Annotated in this window: 13 protein-coding genes, 1 tRNA gene and 1 other RNA gene; 7 read left to right on the forward strand and 8 right to left on the reverse strand. The window is 67.3% G+C overall.

What is annotated here, in order from left to right:
* Positions 1-209: 209 nt before the first annotated feature.
* The 3 genes from NM1_RS24130 to NM1_RS24140 all read left to right on the forward strand — a co-directional run bounded on the left by NM1_RS24130 (position 210) and on the right by NM1_RS24140 (position 2,695).
* Positions 210-1,832, forward strand: coding sequence for a WS/DGAT domain-containing protein (locus NM1_RS24130; RefSeq protein ID WP_147289122.1), 1,623 nt, complete (start codon positions 210-212; stop codon positions 1,830-1,832).
* Between the two features lie 115 nt (positions 1,833-1,947).
* Positions 1,948-2,505 carry a TIGR03086 family metal-binding protein gene (locus tag NM1_RS24135; RefSeq protein ID WP_068024244.1) on the forward strand — a complete coding sequence of 186 codons (558 nt, stop codon included), beginning with the start codon at positions 1,948-1,950 and terminating at the stop codon, positions 2,503-2,505.
* Between the two features lie 104 nt (positions 2,506-2,609).
* Positions 2,610-2,695: transfer RNA gene (locus NM1_RS24140), tRNA-Ser, on the forward strand.
* Between the two features lie 209 nt (positions 2,696-2,904).
* On the opposite strand, the gene NM1_RS24145 is transcribed toward NM1_RS24140, so the two are convergent.
* Entirely contained in the window at positions 2,905-3,984 is a 1,080-nt protein-coding gene (locus NM1_RS24145) for a hypothetical protein (RefSeq protein ID WP_068024033.1), read from the reverse strand.
* A 171-nt stretch (positions 3,985-4,155) separates the two neighbouring features.
* On the opposite strand from NM1_RS24145, the gene ffs reads away from it, so the two are divergent.
* Positions 4,156-4,250, forward strand: an RNA gene (gene ffs / locus NM1_RS24150) — signal recognition particle sRNA small type.
* 145 nt (positions 4,251-4,395) lie between these two features.
* Complete coding sequence (locus NM1_RS24155) at positions 4,396-5,682, forward strand: aspartate aminotransferase type Ic (protein WP_068024247.1); 1,287 nt, start codon at positions 4,396-4,398, stop codon at positions 5,680-5,682.
* A 55-nt stretch (positions 5,683-5,737) separates the two neighbouring features.
* Here NM1_RS24155 and NM1_RS24160 read toward each other — a convergent pair whose 3' ends face one another.
* Positions 5,738-6,556, reverse strand: a complete 819-nt coding sequence (locus NM1_RS24160) for a methyltransferase domain-containing protein (RefSeq protein WP_068024035.1) — start codon at positions 6,554-6,556, stop codon at positions 5,738-5,740.
* Positions 6,557-6,739: 183 nt separating this feature from the next.
* Here NM1_RS24160 and NM1_RS24165 point away from each other — a divergent pair, with 183 nt between their 5' ends.
* Complete coding sequence (locus tag NM1_RS24165; RefSeq protein ID WP_068024250.1) at positions 6,740-7,315, forward strand: HhH-GPD-type base excision DNA repair protein; 576 nt, start codon at positions 6,740-6,742, stop codon at positions 7,313-7,315.
* Between the two features lie 8 nt (positions 7,316-7,323).
* Here NM1_RS24165 and NM1_RS24170 read toward each other — a convergent pair whose 3' ends face one another.
* From NM1_RS24170 to NM1_RS24185, 4 genes are read right to left on the reverse strand one after another with little or no spacing between them, the layout of a single operon-like run.
* Positions 7,324-8,472 carry an LLM class flavin-dependent oxidoreductase gene (locus NM1_RS24170; RefSeq protein ID WP_068024038.1) on the reverse strand — a complete coding sequence of 383 codons (1,149 nt, stop codon included), beginning with the start codon at positions 8,470-8,472 and terminating at the stop codon, positions 7,324-7,326.
* Between the two features lie 29 nt (positions 8,473-8,501).
* Positions 8,502-9,503, reverse strand: a complete 1,002-nt coding sequence (locus tag NM1_RS24175; RefSeq protein ID WP_068024041.1) for an ABC transporter substrate-binding protein — start codon at positions 9,501-9,503, stop codon at positions 8,502-8,504.
* A complete protein-coding gene (locus tag NM1_RS24180; protein ID WP_084519979.1) occupies positions 9,500-10,366 on the reverse strand; it encodes an ABC transporter ATP-binding protein in 867 nt (288 codons plus the stop codon). Before NM1_RS24180 ends, NM1_RS24175 begins: the two co-directional genes overlap by 4 nt.
* Positions 10,339-11,145, reverse strand: coding sequence for an ABC transporter permease (locus NM1_RS24185; protein WP_084519991.1), 807 nt, complete (start codon positions 11,143-11,145; stop codon positions 10,339-10,341). The genes NM1_RS24180 and NM1_RS24185 overlap by 28 nt, the downstream gene beginning before the upstream one ends.
* Positions 11,146-11,407: 262 nt before the next feature.
* Here NM1_RS24185 and NM1_RS24190 point away from each other — a divergent pair, with 262 nt between their 5' ends.
* A complete protein-coding gene (locus tag NM1_RS24190; RefSeq protein ID WP_068024259.1) occupies positions 11,408-12,109 on the forward strand; it encodes a DUF8020 domain-containing protein in 702 nt (233 codons plus the stop codon).
* A gap of 1,150 nt (positions 12,110-13,259) precedes the next feature.
* On the opposite strand, the gene NM1_RS24195 is transcribed toward NM1_RS24190, so the two are convergent.
* Positions 13,260-13,619: a hypothetical protein gene (locus tag NM1_RS24195; RefSeq protein WP_068024044.1), complete on the reverse strand. Its 360-nt coding sequence runs from the start codon at positions 13,617-13,619 to the stop codon at positions 13,260-13,262.
* A 31-nt stretch (positions 13,620-13,650) separates the two neighbouring features.
* Positions 13,651-14,115 (reverse strand): DUF3558 domain-containing protein, encoded by a 465-nt coding sequence (locus NM1_RS24200; RefSeq protein WP_246011667.1) that lies wholly within the window; start codon positions 14,113-14,115, stop codon positions 13,651-13,653.
* Between the last annotated feature and the right edge of the window lie 703 nt (positions 14,116-14,818).

Below are 14,818 nucleotides of genomic sequence, written 5' to 3' on the forward strand. Positions count from 1 at the left end.
GCAGTCACCCCACCCGGGAGAGAACGGTTGATCTTCTACTACAGACGGTAGCACTTCGGGGCTGGGTGATCGATGGGTTTGGGCGATCCGGCCTGTGCGGTCATGCATTGGGCCGAGGGGGCGAAATTCGCCGCGTCGCCGCGATCTGTGTCCGATCAGGCCGGATCTCGATCCTGAGGCGGATTTCGGCGGATCGTATCGTCGACCGGGTGGAGACGCTGACCCCCCAGGACGCCACGCGGTACTGGCTGTCGCGCCGGACGTGCAACGACCTGTTCCTGCTGTACTGCTTCGACGACACCGGCCGTTCGACCGCGGAGCTCCGTGCGGCCGTCGCGGAACGGAGCGCGGGTATTCCGGACCTGTCGGTGCGGGTGCGGGAGCGGCGATTCGCCTATCCGGCGTGGGAGCCCTGCGGATTCACCGACGATCAGGTTCCCGAGCACGACCTCGCCGAACCCACCTGGTCGAATGTCATTGCCGCCCTGGGGGAATTGCTACCGCACGGCGTTCGGGCCGACCGGCACGCCTGGTGTCTGCACGTATTCCGCGCGGTCACCGGCACCCCCGGAGGAGATGCTCCGGCGCTGGTCGCGGTGCTGCAGATTTCACATGCGCTCGCCGACGGTCAGCGGGCCGCCGCCATCGCCCGTGCGCTGTTCACCGAGGGTCCGCGTGCGGGTGATCAGGAGCCCTCCCGGATGGATGACAGGGACCGGCCGCCTATCGCCGCCGAAGGGGCAGTACTGCCCGGGCGTTCACCGTCATTCCGGCGTCCCCGGTTGTTGCGGCGTGCGATCGGTCCCCGGTTGTTCCGCCGCGCCATGGCTCTCCAGTCATTCCGTCGTGCCATGGCTCTCCAGTCGTTCCGGCGCGCTTTTGGCCGGAACCTACCGCGACCGAGTGGCGGATCCCAGCCGAAAGCGTGCCGGGATGACGGCGGCGTACCGCAAGTGCCCCGCAGGTTGGCCGACGAGGTGTCACGTGCGGAAGGCCTTGTAGCCGAGTTGGTTTCGCTGGCAACTTTCCCGGTGCAGCTGGCGCGGACCGTGGTTCGCGGGTTCGCGGCCGAGCGGGCACGTCGAGAACTCGGCGAGCGGACCGAGCGCGGGGAGGTGCCGCGGCCTGCGCCGAGTTTTCCTCCGACGCTGCTGAACCGGCCGCCCGTTCCGGAGTCGCACGCGGTGCGCATGCTGGTTCGTGATGATCTGCGAGTCCCGGGTTTCACTGTGACAGTGGTGGTTCTGACCGCCGTCGCCTCGGCACTGACGCGGTATCTCGCAGCGCGTGGTGAGCCGGAGGCCGACATGGCGGCTCAGGTTTCGATGGCGCTTCCGGAGCGAAACAGCGGTCCGCGCAACAACTATCGAGATCTAGGGGTCGAGTTGCACGGTGCGGAAACGGATCTGCGTCGTCGCGCCGAGCGCATCGGCGCGGATCTCGATCTCCGCCGGGCCCGGGCTGGCCATCCACTGCTGCGGGCGCAGGATCGCGTGACCGCCGTACTTCCTGCCACGGTGCTGCGCCGCGATGTCGCCACCTATCCGATGGATCAGGTCCCCGATGCCCTCGGCGGCCACACGGTGGTGTCGAGCGTGAACCGCGGGCCCGCCGATCTGACCTTCGGCGGCGGCCGGGTCCGCTTCACCGCGGGCTTCCCGGCCCTCGGCGCCGTCATGCACCTGACCCACGGCGTGCACGGCCTCGGCGACACGGTGACGGTCTCGATCCACGCCGACCCGGCGGCGATCTCCGATATCGATACCTACGCCGACCTACTGGACACCGCGCTCACCGAGGTACTGGACGCAGTGAAACCGCTCGCCGAGTAGGGGCGGGTCGATTCCGGCAGTTGGGCGCCACCGATGAATTCCGGCCGGTTCGCGAGTCCATATGTGCGAGGACGTGCCCTGCGCGTCCGGACTGTGCCGCCCCGAGGAGAACGACGTGATCGACCTGAAACCGGCCTGCCATACCGTGATCGACCTGCTGGAGAGCGTCTCCGGTGATCAGGTCGAGAACCCGACCCCGTGCGCCGAGTACTCCGTCGCCGACCTCATCCACCACTGTGCCGAGTTCTCACACGCATTCAGCGGAATTGCCCGCAGGCAACCGTCCGGGGAGCCCGTCGTGCGCACGGCCGATATCCACAGGGTCGCGGCCCTGGTGTGGGAGCTGGGGGAGGCGTGGGCCGATCCCGCCGCCTGGGAGGGCACCGGCGGTCCCGCCGATCCGCGGCTGCCGAACGAAACCTGGGGCAAGATCGCCCTCACGGAGCTGGTGGTACACGGCTGGGACCTCGCGGTCGCGCTCGACCGCACGTTCTGGATGCCGGAGGAAACCCTGCATTCCTGCCTCGACCACGTCACCGTCTTCATCCCCAACGCCCCGATCCCCGCCCTGTGGAGCCCTGCCGTCGAAACCCCCGGCGATGCCCCACTGATCGACCGCATCGTCGCCATCACCGGCCGCGACCCACACTGGAGCGCAATCCCCACCGCCTAGCTCCGCCGGGATGACGCAGGCCCGAAGTAACCCGAAGCGCGGGCGGCACCGCAGGACAGAGCCCGCTTTGTTCTCGACGGCCGGTGGCCGGTATGCTGCTCCGCGGAGGATTCGCCTAGTGGCCTATGGCGCTCGCCTGGAACGCGGGTTGGGTTAACAGCCCTCGCGGGTTCGAATCCCGCATCCTCCGCCGCGAACCCCGCCGTTGGGCTCCTGTCCGGGAGCCCAACGGCGGGGTTTCTGATATCCACGGCGCGGCTCTCGTCTCGGAATCGCGGCCAGGTCTCTCGTGTCCACGGTCGCTGATTCGCCACGGCCGCAGCCGATTTACCGTCGTAGTACGCCAGCCGGTGTGCGGACCAACGCCCGCCCGTTCGCGCCGGGCGGGCTACTCGGCACCTACTTGTGCAGGGCCGTGAGGGCCTTCTTGAGCTGGTCTTTGCAGGCCGTTCCCACGTCGTCCTTGTTGGTGGCGGTGGGGGTGTCGATGGAGAACTTCACCTTGGCCGAGAGGTTGGAGTCCAGGACCGCGCAGGTGTAGTCGAGGGTGACGAAGCTCGAATAGCTCTGCTCGTAGACGGCGTAGTACGCGTCCTGGCCGAGGCCGGTGATGATGCCGGAGGAGCGGCCGCTGCCCGTGGTCTGGGTGTCGTAGTCCTTCCAGTTGTTGAAGTCGGGCGTGCCGTACTCGGACTGGAAGTCGGCCTCGAAGTCCAGGTCGGAGCCGTCGTCGCCGTACTTCCCGGCCCCGGTGTAGGAGGCCCGGCACTCCAGCGAGCCGCCGCCGAGGGTGCTGTCGGGCTGGCGTTCGGTGTGCTCGGGGGTGCCGTCGGGAGTCGGCGCCCACTTGCGCAGCACGGCGGTGTCGACCAGCGCGCAGGCATCGGTGACGTTGGTCATCGAATAGTTGCCGTCGACCTTGCTGTCCGTGCCGGTCAGGCCGCCGCCACCACCGTCGCCGCTGTCCCGGCTCGCCAGCGCCACGATGCCGACCACCGCGCCGATGATCACCACGAGCCCGACGACGCCGCCGATGATCCACGGCGCCGCGCTGCCCTTCTTCGGCGGCGGATACGGCCGTCCCGGATACTGCTGCTGCCCGTAGGGCGCATTGCCGTACGGCGGCGGCGGATATCCACCCTGCGGCTGGGCCTGTTGCGGATACTGCGGTGCGCTCTGCTGGTATTGCGGCTGACTCTGCTGCGGGTACTGCGGCTGGCTCTGCTGCCCGTACTGCGGCTGGCTCGGCGGCGGTTGCGACGTGCCGAGATAGCTGTCGAACCCGGCGCCCAGCACGGTCGGATCGGTGCCCGTCACCGGGCCCTGCCGCCCGCCGCCGAGCACGGTGGGTTCGGTGCCCGTGACCGGAGTCTCGGGGCTCGTATGCGCCGGCGGCGTGGACCACCACTGCACGGTCTCGTTGGGTTGCCCGCCCTGGTCCGGCTGCTCCCGGTCGTGCGGTGGGTTGGTGCCTGTCACTGCTCAATTCCTCCGGTCGTGGCGCGGAAGCCCCCTCGAAATGTCGCACAGATCGTAGCTATTCGGGCGGTGAACGTCGCCAGTCAGTTGTGGGGGCACCTCGTCTGCGGTGGTCAGGTGGGGCTGCCGGGGGCCGATGCGGCAGATTCGGGTCCGGTCGCTACACTGGCCCATGGATCCCGCGCGGCGTGCATCCTGTGAACTCCCCCAGGGCCGGAAGGCAGCAAGGGTCAACGGGCTCTGCCGGGTGCGCGGGGTCCCCTTATTTTTCGCCGCGGTGGGGACTACGGGCGAGATCCGAAACTGCCATGCAGTCCGGCTTGCCCGGAAGGTAACGTGGTCGGCTGGACCGGCGGCCATGAGCACCCGGTCCGCAAACCCTGTACCTCGCTGCTTGAAAGGCTGCTCAGGATGCCCCGGCAAACGCAGATCGGTTTGATGAGCCACGCGGAACTCGTGTCCGAACACGAGACGCAGACCGCGGATTACGGCAAGTTGAAGACCGAGAAGCTCACGCTGGATATCACGCGGGGCAAGCCGTCCCCCGAACAGCTCGACCTGTCCACCGATCTGCTCACCCTCCCCGGCGCCGACGACTTCCGCGACGGTTCCGGCACCGACTGTCGCAATTACGGTGGGCTGCACGGACTTCCGGAGTTGCGGGCCATCTTCGGCGAACTGCTCGGCATCCCCGTCGAGAACCTGCTGGCGGGCAACAACGCCAGCCTGGAGCTGATGCACGACGTCATCGCCTTCGCGATGCTGCACGGCACCGCGGACTCGCCCCGCCGCTGGGCCGACGAGCCGATCAAGTTCCTGTGTCCGGCACCCGGTTACGACCGGCACTTCGCCATCACCGAATCGCTCGGCGTCGAGATGATTCCGATCGCGATGAACCACGACGGCCCGGACGTGCATGCGATCGCCGAACTGGTGGCCGCCGATCCGCAGATCAAGGGTCTGTGGGCCGTCCCCAACTACTCCAACCCGACCGGCGTCACCTTCTCCGAAGACGTTGCCCGCGAACTGGTTTCGATGCCCGCCGCGGCCCCCGACTTCCGGCTGTTCTGGGACAACGCCTACGCCGTGCATCCGCTGACCGATACCGCGGCGCCGGTGCTGGACGTGCTCGGCATGGCGGCCGCCGCCGGTAATCCCAACCGCCCCTTCGTATTCGCCTCGACCTCGAAGATCACGTTCGCGGGCTCGGGTGTCAGTTTCATCGGCGGATCCAAGGCCAACCTCGATTGGTACCTGAAGCACCTGTCGAAGAAGAGCATCGGCCCGGACAAGGTGAACCAGCTGCGGCACCTGCGATTCTTCGGAGACGCCGAGGGCGTGCGCACGCACATGCAGAAGCACCGCGCCCTCTTGGAGCCGAAATTCAAGCTGGTGCTGCGGATTCTGGAGGAGCGGCTCGGCGCCTCCAAGGTCGCCTCGTGGACCGAGCCCAAGGGCGGCTACTTCATCAGTCTGGACGTGCTGGAGGGCACCGCGGCCCGGGTCGTCGCGCTGGCCAAGGACGCCGGGATCGCGCTCACCCCTGCGGGTTCGGCCTTCCCGTACGGAAAGGACCCGGAGGACAAGAACATTCGCATCGCCCCCAGCTTCCCGTCGCTGGCAGATCTCGACGCCGCGATGAACGGGCTGGCGACATGTGTGCTGCTGGCGGCCACGGAGAAGTGCCTGGGTAAGTAATAGCGCAGAGTCGCCGCCGTTGGAGACAACGGCGGCGACTCTGTTTATCGGGGACCTACTCCGGCTTGTGGGCGAGCACCGCGAAGATCGTGACCGACAGGTGGATGTCTCCGGTGCGGGCGCCTGCCTCCAGATCGGCGAGCAACTGTTCCCGCTGCTGTTCCGTGATCGCCCCGCGCGCCACCGCCATCGCGGATACCCGCGCGACCAGCGCACCGGCGCCCATGCTGTGTTCCTGGACCAGAGCGTGCGAACCGAAATCGTCGATCACCAGACCGGCCTGGGTGAGCAGCCCGGGCAGTCGGCGGCCCGCGAACGGATCCGTGGTGCTGCTGATCAGGGTCTCGATCACCTGCTGCACCACGTGCCGGTCGCCCGGATGCACGATCGCCGTGCCCCAGTCGCTGTCCATCACCACGACCCGGCCGCCCGGCCGCAGCACGCGTGCGATCTCGCCGACGGCGCGCTGCGGCGCGGTCAGGTGCTGGAAGACCCGCTCGCACAGGGCGACGTCGAAGCTGTCGCTGCTCACCGGCAGGTTGTAGGCGTCGCCGGGCAGGAACCGGGCGGCGGATCCGGCCTGGCCCGCCCGGCGTTCGGCCGCGGTGAGCAGGTCCGGATCGGGCTCCACGCCGACCGCGGTTCCGTCCGGTCCGACCGCGTCGGCGAACGCCAGCACTTCGGAGCCGCTGCCGGATCCGATATCGACCGCGCTCTCGCCGGGCCGTACCGCCAGGGCCTCGTGGGCCCAGCGCCGCAGTCGCCGGATTCCGGGAAGTGCCGCCCGCAGATCGCGGACGTCGATGAGCTGGTCCTGACCGTCCCGGTCGAAACGGTCCGGACGCAGCCCGGAGGTGCTGTGTGAAGGCGCCATGTGTATTGCCGTTCTGTCTGTCGGCACCGTTGCCACTGTGGGTGTAGCCAGAGTGTCAGGCATGTCGACACTCTATGCGCGGGGAAAAGCTACGGGCCGGTACGCATGTGAGATACGCCACTCGACCCCGGGTTGCCCGGCGCGTCGCCGGCCGCCGGAGCGAGATGGGATGATCGGTCCATGGTGAGCCGAAAGCTGTGCCTCGCGCAGGACCCGGAGGCGGACAAGCTGCTGTCGACCGACAACTTCGCGCTGCTGACGGGGATGCTGCTGGATCAGCAGTTCCCGATGGAGCACGCGTTCCGCGGGCCGCAGAAGCTCGCCGACCGGATGGGCGGATTCGATATCCGCCGGATCGCCGAGGCGGACCCGGAGGAGTTCGAGGAGCTGGGCGCCACGCCGCCCGCCATCCACCGCTACGGGCGATCGATGGCGCGCCGCGTGCAGGACCTGGCCCGCTTCGTCGTCGAGAACTACGACGGCAAGGTCGAGAACCTGTGGACCGAGGGCGATCCGGACGGCAAAGAGGTGCTGAAACGCCTCAAGGCGCTGCCCGGCTTCGGCGACCAGAAGGCCCGGATCTTCCTGGCACTGCTGGGTAAACAGCGCGGCGTGCAGCTAGCGGGCTGGCGCGAGGCCGCCGGGGCATACGGCGACGAGGGCTCACACCGCTCGGTAGCCGACGTCACCGACGCCGAATCCCTCTCACAGGTAAGGGAATTCAAGAAGCAGGCGAAGGCGGCAGCGAAGAAGGGCTGAGCGGGCCGTCAGCTGCTACTTGCGGCGGAGGCGAAAGGTGTTGCCACGGGCGCGGTCTCACGCTGCGACGGGTGCTTCCACAGGCCCTTGCGGCGCAGGATCGGCAGGACGCCCTCGCCGAACCAGTACGCCTCCTCGACGTGTGGGTAGCCGGAGAGGATGAAGTGGTCGATGCCCAGGCGCGAGTATTCGATCAGCCGCTCGGCGACCTCCTCGTGCGAGCCGACCAGCGCCGTGCCCGCGCCGCCGCGGACCAGGCCCACGCCCGCCCACAGGTTCGGCGCGATCTCCAGGCGTTCGGTGGAACCGCTGTGCAGTTCGAGCATGCGGCGCTGTCCCTCGGATTCGCTGCGGGCCAGACTCTGTTGCACGCGTTCGATATCGGCCGGGTCGACCGCCTCCAGCAATCGGTCCGCCTCGGCCCAGGCCTGCTCGGAGGTATCGCGGGTGATGACGTGGATGCGCAGGCCGTAGCTGAGCTTGCGCCCCTGGTCGACGGCCAGGCGGCGGATCCACTCCAGCTTCTTGCTCACCGCGAACAGCGGCTCACCCCAGGTGAGGTAGGTATCGGCGTATTGCGCCGCCACCGGCCCGGCCGCCTGCGAGGAGCCGCCGAAGAAGATCGGCGGGATCGGGTCGGGGCGATTGTTCAACAGCGCGTCGCGGACGTGAATGTGCTTGCCCTCGAAGGTGATCGGCTCGTAGGACTGCCACAGCTCGCGCACGACATGCAGAAATTCCCCGGTGCGCCGGTAGCGCTCGTCCTTGTCCAGGAAGTCGCCGAAGGCCCGCTGCTCGTGCGGCTCGCCGCCGGTCACGACGTTCAACAGCAGCCTGCCGCGGGAGTGCCGCTGGAAGGTGCCCGCCATCTGCGCGGCCAGCGTCGGGCTGATCAGGCCCGGCCGGAACGCCACCAGAAACTTCAGCGTCACGGTGGTTTCCGCGAGCATGGCCGTGGTCAGCCAGGCGTCCTCGCACCACAGTCCGGTCGGGGTGAGCACGCCCTCGAAGCCGTTTTCCTCTGCGGCACCGGAGATCTGGTTCAGATAGCGCAGCGACGCGGGCCGGTCGCCCGACATCGCGGTGCCGTGCCCGCCCGCTACCAGGTTGCGGGAATCGCCGTAGGTCGGCAGAAACCAGTGGAAGGACAGGGTCATTCGAACTGCTCCCTTCAGGAGGCCGTGGTTCAGGAGGACGCGGGGAAGAGGTCGTTGAAGCGGGTGTCGACGTAGTCGCGGATCCGCACCTCGCGCGGAATCAGCCCGGCCTCGGAGAAGGCGTCGGCGACCTGCTGTTCGCCGTCGATGGTGGCGTCGTCGAGTGGGTGATCGCGATACTTGTTGCGGGTCACCGAGAGCAGGGCCACATCGGGTGCCAGGCCGGTCTGCTGTGCGAAGACCTGCGCCCACTGTTCGGGGTGCTCGTTCACCCAGGTGTGCGCCCGCCGGATGCGGGCGATCAGGTCGCGCAGCGCCGCGGACCGCGACTTGCTGTCGAGCGCCTTGTTCCCCGCGACGTAGAAGGAATCGCCGTTGACGTAGCCGTCGCCGTCGACCAGGATCCGCGCGTTCGCCTGCTGCTGTGCCTGGGCGGTGTAGGGATCCCAGATGGCCCAGGCGTCCACGCGACCGGTGCTGAGCGCGGCGAGCGCATCGGCGGGCTGGAGGTACTGCGGTTCGATGTCTTTGAACGACAGTCCGTTCCGGGTCAGCACCGTCAGCAGCTGGTGATGCGCCGAACTGCCCTTGGTGACCGCGATCTTCTTGCCGCGCAGGTCGCCCGGGCTGCGCAGCGGGGAGTCCTTGGGCACCACGACCGCCTGCCCGGCGACGCCCGCGTAGTAACCGGTGACGATCTTGATCGAGGACTTGGCGGCCGCGGAGAACACCGGCGGAGAGTTGCCGACCCCGCCGAAATCGACTGCGCCGGAATTGATCGCCTCCAGCATCGGCACACCCGCGGTGTACTGCGACCACTCGATCTTGTACGGCACCGACTGCAGTTCACCGGAGGACTCCAGCAGCGCCTGCAGCGCGGTGCCCTTCTGGTCGCCGACCCGCAGCGTCACCTGTGGCAGGTCGACGGTGCCGTCGGGCCGCACCGCCGCATCCTTGCCGTCGTCGGTGCCGCAGGCGGTCGCGACCACCGCGGTGAGGGCTACGGCGGCGAAGAGGCGGCGGGTGATCATGCTGTTCCTTCTGTTCCTTCGGCGGCCACCCCGAGTTGGGTGAGCAGGTCCTGTCGCAGCCCGGCGAAGCGGGGATCGTCGCGGCGGCGCGGGCGGGGCAGGTCGATGCGGATCTCGTCGGCGATGCCGCCGTCGGCCAGCACCAGGGCCCGGTCGGCCAGCAGCAGCGCCTCGTCGACGTCGTGGGTCACCAGCAGCACGCCGGGCCGATGCCGTTTCCACAGCTCGAGCACGAGGGCGTGAATCGTGATGCGGGTCAACGCATCCAGGGCGCTGAACGGCTCGTCGAGAAGCAACAGATCCGGATCGCGGACCAGCGCCCGGGCCAGCGACGCGCGCTGCGCCTCGCCGCCGGACAGGGTCAGCGGCCAGGCGTCGGCGCGTTCGGCCAGCCCGACCTCGGCGAGTGCGTCGCGCGCGGCCGCCTTCGGGTCGCGGCGCCGCAGGCCCAGGGTCACGTTGGCGTGCACGCGTTTCCACGGCACCAAGCGGGGCTCCTGGAAGGCGACGGCGACATCGCCGGAGACCGTCAACTCCCCGGCGTGGTCGCGATCGAGCCCGGCCAGCGCGCGCAACAGCGTCGACTTGCCGGTGCCGCTGCGCCCGAGCAGGGCGACGAATTCGCCGCGGGCGATATCGAGATCGATGCCGTCGAGGATCGTGCGCTCGCCGAAAGCCTTGGTCAGCTTGCGAATTCGGGCGACGTTGCCGCCGAGCTCGCTGACCGGATCGAGCTGCTCGTCGTGCAGAGGCTCGGCATCGTCGATCGTGGATGTGGCATCGACCGGCGCGGCGGCCGGTGCCGCGGTGGCATCCTGCGCCTCCGGCCCTTGCTTCAGTTCCCCAAGAATCCGCGTCGCCATGCGAGCGCCCTCCTTTCGATCAGCCGCACCACGGCATCCGTGAGCAGGCCCAGCACGCTGTAGACGAGGAGCCCGACGACGATGACATCCGTGCGCAGGAATTCGCGCGCGTCGTTGATCAGAAAGCCCAGGCCCGCATCGGCATTGACCTGTTCGGCGACGATCAGCGCGAGCCAGGCCACGCCCAGCGACTGCCGCAGGCCGACCAGGGTCTGAGGGAGCGCGCCGGGCAGCACGATATGCCCGATCGTCCCGAGCCTGGACAACTGCTGCACCCGCGCGACCTCGGCGAGTTTGCCGTCCACGCTGCGGATCCCGGCGAAGGTGTTGAGGTACAGCGGGATCGCGACGCCGAAGGCCACCAGCACGATCTTGGGCAGCTCACCGATGCCGAACCACAGGATGAACAGCGGGATCAGGCCGTAGAACGGCAGCGTCCGCAGCATCTGCATCGGCGGATCGACGATGTACTCACCGAGCAGGCTGAGCCCGGCGAGCACGGCCAGCCCGATGCCGATCGCCGCGCCGATGGCGAATCCGATCGCCGCACGCTGCAGCGACACCGAGATCGCCTGCGGCAGTGTGCCGTCGCGGACGAGTTCGATCGCGGTGTCGACCACGGCGGTCGGCGCGGCCAGCAGCCGTTCCGGCAGGACACCGGTGGCGCTGGCCAGTTGCCAGAGCGCGATGAGCAGCACCGGGCTGACCAGGCGCACCCAGCGCGCGTGGGGCAGTCGCGGTAGTCGGACGGGCGTCGACCGCAGGGCGAGTGAAGACAAGCGAAAACCTCGTGCAGTGGTGGTGGACTGTGTCGGCGGTGCCGAGCGGTCGGCAGCCCAGAATCCGATGGTGCCCGTGGCGCGGCGCCGGGTCACCGGTTGAAATCTGCCTGGTTCTTACACCTGACAGGTCGCTGTGAGTTCCCTGAGACTTGCGGCCAGTCGCTGCCCGGCCCGTGCCGCAGCGGCAGTTCCGGCGAATCCGCCACCTACCTACGCACTGCAGCGGATGCGCCGCAGCCTGATGATGAGGGACACGCTTGTGAAGATGAGGAAATTCGCGGTGGTTGCCGCCCTGCTGACCACCGCCCTGGGGATAGCCACCGGTACCGCCGGTGCGGCGCCGCCCGGCGATGCGGGCGCCGTCGACTACAAGGCGACGAGCACGGACAAGTCCACGATCATCTCGACCGATGCCGGATCCCTGGATGTGGACAACGGGGTATTCAAGATCAAGGCGGCGGACGGCACTACCGTCGCCGGGACCGAATTGTCGTTCCGTGTGGATGATTTCGTATTCCCGATCGCCGCGGAGATCCACGACCGCACGGCGACCCTGACCCCGCAGTTCGACCTCGGTCACGCCGTCTACCAGCCCGTGGCGCTGCCGTACGAGGACGTGGCGCCGTTCAAGACCCCCTATGACCGCGAACTGGCCGCCTGGACCCGCATGACCAGCACCATCAGCGCGGGCGCCACGATCGGAACGCTGGTCGGCGGGATCGCCGGTGGCGCCGTGGGGTGCGTGCTGGGCGGTATCGCGGGTGCGACCGTGGCCGCGGCCACCATCGTCGGCATGTTCGGCCCGTTCGTCCCCGCCGCGGTGGTCGGCTGCCTCGGCGGCATCGTCGCCATCGGCGCCCTGGGCACCCTCGCGGGCCAGATCCTGGTCACCGCCCCGGTCGCGATTCTGGCCGCGGCCCAATACTTCACCACGATCAATTCGCCTTTCCCGGGGAAGTGATCTGACCTGCGGAAACCAGAGAACGAGACGGCCTGATCAGCAGGTTTGCGTACGATGTGATCCTTCCCACAGGTTGTGCCTCCGGTGCCGGACAGCATAGTTCGCACGGCACCGGAGGCGTCGTCCGTCGCCGAACCGCACAGTTGATCCCTACCTTGGGCCGGTGAGGGATGGTGAACATGGGGCGGGTCAGCAGGAGCGAACCTGGTTGCGATTTGTGAGGAACGTCCCTGGTGTTATCACCTTGGTGACCCTGGGGCGTAACGGGGTGCAGACCCTGAGGAGCGGCAAAGTTCTCTGGTCCTGTCGTAGCTGAAGTGGCCCTGCTGCGTGTAATATCCGTCGGTATTTCGTGACCGACACTCGGCTGCAGCCTCTTGACACTTGCCGTGCCTATTCCGAACCTGCTTATCTCCTTGGGCTGTCCGGGGGCAGGACTGATCGTTCGGTGCACCCGTGCGGTTGACCGCTACTGCTATCTCGTGGCTCAATTCTGTTGCGGCGCATGTCCCTGAGAAAGCAAATGCCGCAACCAAGCCACACATCGCTGCCGATGCCAATCGGATATTCATCGATCCCCTTACGCTTCATGGCTGGATTCGTGTTCCTCGCAGAGCGCATTTCAGTAACGAGATCACCCTAGCTGCGGGATCTGCGGCTGTACGTCATCTACGGGTCGTGTCCAACATCCAGTGCCCCACTTGACATCCAGTGGCAAGCCCCGGAGGGGTGCGGCAGCACTTCGGGACTGGTGGCGATGGGTCGGTTCCGTTGTGGTAGTTCGGTCCCCCACCCTGGTCCTGCGCCGGGGTGCCCGCCCGGGAGCGGAGCGGGAGGGCGGGCGCACCGGGCGGCGCGCGAAGCGCGCCGCTCTTGATTCTGTAGAGGGAAATTCGGCAAGTTCTTTCCTTCTGGATTCCGTTTTTTCTTCTCCCCCTTTCTATTTTTTCTATTCGGAATCCTCTATTTCCTGCTGCTACAGGGGTCATCAAGACTGTGGCACAACAGATTACGCGAGACTGACCGGTCAGCCCGCCCGATCCGCGACGCACCCCGGCAGGCACCCCCGCCGCAGAGTTCCGGGCGTGGGCTGCCGAATTCGGCACGGGCAGGAGCGGACAGCACGAACCCCAGGGTTCGAAAGTACGGGCTAAGCCGTTCCCTTGATGTTGCCTGCGTTGTCCACGTCCTGACCGACCAGCTTCGACACCGACAGACGCATGACTTCCTGCATATTCTTCACGGTCTCGATTTCCTGCCGGATCGATTCCTCGACGTCGACGCCTTGCTCGATGAACTTCTTGGCGAGATCGTCGGCCATCACGAAATCACCGAAACCGGACACCGTTTTCGTTCGAAATACTTGCGCGAGCATCTGCTCCAGACTGGTGATCCGATCCCCACACGCCTTGAGACATTCCCGGGCCACTGCCTCATCATCGAGGTAGACCTCGCCTGCTCGCGCTTGCTCGGCGAGCTTCTGCCACTTCGCTACATCCTCGGCGCTCACGCGTGGCCCCCTCCGGTCCGGTCGATGTGTCCTACTTCGGCAGGTGCGAGATCAAGGCTTCGGCGGCCTGTTTCAACGCCGCGCACGGTTCGGGTGGATTGTCCGCGCTTGCCTTGTTGAGTAGCCCGATCTGAATCGTTCCCTGAGCCGCCGGAAAGACCACGTCGCACGCGAGATCGCTCGCTCCGCCGGGTTGGTTTCGGAACTGTCGGCCAGTGCGACCGGCGATCGTCACATCGCGGAAGTCGCGGTAGTCGGACCGTTTCTCGTAATCGGCCACGGTGCGCGCGGATGAGTACACGGTGATCGAGTACTGCTGGCCCATCCATCCGCAGATCTCCCACCCGGACTGATGGACGCCAGCAATGCCGGTGTCCTTCGTGGCGGGGTCCACTCCCGCAGCGAGGAGAGCATCATCTTGGATGCTCGTGCACGGGTTGAACAGTGCGGGTGCGGGGGTGCTGCTGCTGGTCTTGTCGGATGGCTGGTTATCCATGCATCCACCCGACGCTACGAGTGCCGACAGGACGGCCGCTCCGGCTATCACCAGTTTGATTCGGCGCATCCCCACCCTTTCGACCACCCGACACGGATGGGGTGAATGTAACAAACCTGGTAGCTCCGTGCACATGGCGGTCCGGGTAACGACTATTTCGCATCGGTGTCCTTGGCGTGTTGGTGGGATGTTGGATTCGATTGACATGGAACCTGTTGCGGTGGAACGGATTTGAGTGCAGATGGCGAGTCTCAGAAGTGTTCTGGTCGGCCGTGGCGTATTCAGGGAGGCGGGTGTGCTTCGTCCCAGAGCTGCTCGAGGTGTTTCGGGATGCGGCCGAAGTTCGTGATCGGGTGACCGTTGTCCCGTAGCCATGCCCGGATGCCGATCCGGGCGCGTTTGGGCGGCGGCTTCGTCTCCGTTGATCTTGCTTGTGTGGCAACGGCTTTGAGTGCCCGGCTGGTCCGGGCGGATCGGTTGGCGGCTCGCACTTCGTAGGCGCGCATTTGTCCTGCCCGGCCACTGTTGATGGAGATCCATGCGACGGTGACCGTGCCGCAGAACCCGACCAGGCAGTGTTCGTGAATCCGGATTGCTTCGTAGGCGTGGCGGTACGCCCACCGGGCATTGGTGTGGCTTGCCCCCTCGGGTGGGTCGGTGTCGGACAGGGAAACCGGCGCATCATGGTGAGCGCGCCAGACCA

The sequence above is a fragment of the Nocardia mexicana NBRC 108244 genome, from assembly GCF_001613165.1.
Classification (GTDB): Bacteria; Actinomycetota; Actinomycetes; order Mycobacteriales; family Mycobacteriaceae; genus Nocardia; species Nocardia mexicana.

Bases quoted from the DNA above. Each gene is read 5' to 3' on its own strand.
- NM1_RS24155 (WP_068024247.1), top strand. From the start codon at position 4,396: ATGCCCCGGCAAACGCAGATCGGTTTGATGAGCCACGCGGAACTCGTG.
- NM1_RS24160 (WP_068024035.1), bottom strand. From the start codon at position 6,556: ATGGCGCCTTCACACAGCACCTCCGGGCTGCGTCCGGACCGTTTCGAC.
- NM1_RS24170 (WP_068024038.1), bottom strand. From the start codon at position 8,472: ATGACCCTGTCCTTCCACTGGTTTCTGCCGACCTACGGCGATTCCCGC.
- NM1_RS24175 (WP_068024041.1), bottom strand. From the start codon at position 9,503: ATGATCACCCGCCGCCTCTTCGCCGCCGTAGCCCTCACCGCGGTGGTC.
- NM1_RS24180 (WP_084519979.1), bottom strand. From the start codon at position 10,366: ATGGCGACGCGGATTCTTGGGGAACTGAAGCAAGGGCCGGAGGCGCAG.
- NM1_RS24200 (WP_246011667.1), bottom strand. From the start codon at position 14,115: ATGGATAACCAGCCATCCGACAAGACCAGCAGCAGCACCCCCGCACCC.